Annotated in this window: 4 protein-coding genes; all 4 read left to right on the forward strand. The window is 59.0% G+C overall.

The window, feature by feature from the left end; genetic code table 11:
• Positions 1-218: hypothetical protein (locus NKJ89_RS35480; RefSeq protein ID WP_352609055.1), on the forward strand; the 218-nt coding region annotated here is incomplete at its 5' end.
• A 113-nt stretch (positions 219-331) separates the two neighbouring features.
• Complete coding sequence (locus NKJ89_RS35485; protein ID WP_352609056.1) at positions 332-976, forward strand: DUF1007 family protein; 645 nt, start codon at positions 332-334, stop codon at positions 974-976.
• A 21-nt stretch (positions 977-997) separates the two neighbouring features.
• Entirely contained in the window at positions 998-1,711 is a 714-nt protein-coding gene (locus NKJ89_RS35490; protein ID WP_352609058.1) for a HoxN/HupN/NixA family nickel/cobalt transporter, read from the forward strand.
• Between the two features lie 474 nt (positions 1,712-2,185).
• On the forward strand, positions 2,186-2,335 hold the full coding sequence (locus NKJ89_RS35495) for a hypothetical protein (protein WP_352609057.1): 150 nt from the start codon (positions 2,186-2,188) through the stop codon (positions 2,333-2,335).
• The last annotated feature ends 38 nt before the right edge of the window (positions 2,336-2,373 follow it).

A 2,373-nucleotide genomic window follows, 5' to 3' on the forward strand; every position in this document is an offset into this window, starting at 1 on the left:
AGCCAGCAGGCCGGCTGTTGCTCATCGATTTCGGCAGGCCGGTGCGCAAGTCTGGATTGCCCAGGCTCCACAAGCATGGTCATGTCGATATGCATTCGGTCGCCTCGCTGTTGACCGAGAGCGGATTCCAGGTCGGCGACATCGGCGCCGTCGGAACCAAGAACCTGAATTATATTTGTGCGACGACGAACAAGGACCAGCCAGGCCAGGCGTCGTGATCATGCTCAGGACGCTAGTTGCATGACGACCTGTTCTGGTATGTCCCATTTCGGCCTGCTTGCAATGGCAGGTGTACCTGATCCGGAATCGACGAGCGAAATGTGAGCGAAAAATGAAGCTGACGGGCATAGTATCAGGCGCGGCGCTGTTGCTCGCTTCCGGCGCGGCGGCGAACGCCCATCCGCATGTGTTTGCCGAAGCGAAGCTGGACCTGACCGTCGGTCCAGACCACACGGTCAAATCGCTTCGGCATCTCTGGCGTTTCGACGACCTCTTTTCCATTACCGTGCTGATGGAATTCGACAAGAATTTCGACCTTGTCCTTGATGCCAAGGAACTCGATGAAGTCGCTGTCACCGTCCATGCGTCGCTGGCCGAGTACAACTATTTTCAGATGGTGACCTTGAACGGCAAGGACGTGACGATGGCGCCACCGCCGAAGTTCAGCGTCAGCTATGAAAACGATCAACTCGTCGTCCAGTTCGAAACGCAGCCGAAGGACCCGTTGGCCCTTGCTGGAAAAGTCAGCATCGGCGTATACGACCCGACCTTCTACACGGCGATCGATTTTACCGACGACGACAAGATTGCTGTGGCTGGCCTGCCTGAAGGCTGCTCACGCGCGGTCGTGCGTCCAGATCCGGACACGGCCATCGCGCAGAACCAGAAGAGCCTGACAGACGCGTTCTTCAGTGATCCGACGGGGACCGATCTCGGCAAGATTTTCGCGACGCGCCTTGAACTGACGTGCGGCTGAGCCGGAGCCGTTTCGATGGCCATGTTCCAGATGCTGGTCGAGTTCCAGCGCACGATCTACCTGGCACTGGCCGAGCAGATCAAACTGCTTTCGGCCGGCGGCGGTTGGCTGGCCTTCACGGCCTTTCTGCCGATGGGCGTTCTGTTCGGCGCGGCACATGCGCTGACGCCGGGCCATAGCAAGGCGGTCCTGGCCACGTATCTCGCCGGATCGGATGCCAGTGTCCGGCGTGGGCTTCTGGTATCGCTGACACTTTCCTTCACGCATGTGACGATCGCGGTTCTGATCGCTGCGCTCTCGTTGCCTTTGGTATCGATTGCCCTGGGCAGTGTTGGCCGTGCCCCGCTGCTGGAAGACGTCAGTCGGGGCCTGCTTGGCCTGATCGGCGTTTGGATGCTCTGGCGCGCATTGAGCCACGGCCACCACCATAAGCATGAGGGCGAGGCCGTCGGCGCCATCGCCGGCTTGATCCCCTGCCCGTTGACGCTTTTCGTGATGACCTTTGCGATATCCAGAGGCGTTCCGGTCGCCGGCATTCTTTTCGCAATTACGATGATGGCCGGCGTGGCGCTGACGCTGTCTTGTGTTGCGGTGTTGTCGATCCTGTTTCGCGAGCGCCTGGTGCATTTCTTCGACGGCCGGCCACGCCTGTTCGATGCCATTTCGCGGACCATCGAGGGCGGTGCCGGAATTGTTCTAGCCGGCGTAGCCGTTTGGCAAATCACATCTCCCTAACGCCGTTTGGAGAAAGGGACCATGCGACCATAACCCAATCTCCAAGAAACTCCGGACCAACTCTGCTGTTGGGCGAAACAGAGTTGGGCGCATGACCGACGAGCCGCCTGCGACGACCTACGTTGTGAGCGTGTCGAGACACCGCACTGGCGCAAAGTGTTGACGACCAAGGACAAGGCCAAAGCTCTGGCGACAGCGAGAGAGATGGGCAACAGGGTGAGGGTCGCGACGAATGCGCCGCAAGCTAGCCAGAACAAAGTCGGTGGTCGCACTCAAATCGCGCTGCTATCACGGCAAGGCAAAGAATCTTCAGGCGCTCGCCATCGCAGAGCGTGTGGCTTAGTGAGGTGTGCCCTTGCGTCCTTCAATTGCCGAACGGATTGCAATCCACGAGCAACATACTGGATTCGCCTTCAGCCGACGATACCGGTTGCCTATTGCCGTGAGGGTTGTGAGCTCCTGGGGAGATCATGAGTGACCGACCGTCAAAAGATCGCTTGGATGATCGCGCTAGCCATACTTGGGGGCATTGCGGTGATTTTGCTCGACCACTGGATCAAGCGCGATCTATCCATGGCGCTGCCATTGACTTCGGTCGACAAGACCAACTCGTCTTCTGTCTGATCTCGTCCGCCGGTCGATGTCGGCCGGCTTTTGTTCGG

The sequence above is a fragment of the Mesorhizobium sp. M0047 genome (assembly GCF_040323315.1).
Classification (GTDB): Bacteria; Pseudomonadota; Alphaproteobacteria; order Rhizobiales; family Rhizobiaceae; genus Mesorhizobium.

Excerpts from the sequence above, each read along its gene's own strand:
- NKJ89_RS35485 (WP_352609056.1), top strand. The coding sequence starts at position 332 with ATGAAGCTGACGGGCATAGTATCAGGCGCGGCGCTGTTGCTCGCTTCC.
- NKJ89_RS35490 (WP_352609058.1), top strand. The coding sequence starts at position 998 with ATGTTCCAGATGCTGGTCGAGTTCCAGCGCACGATCTACCTGGCACTG.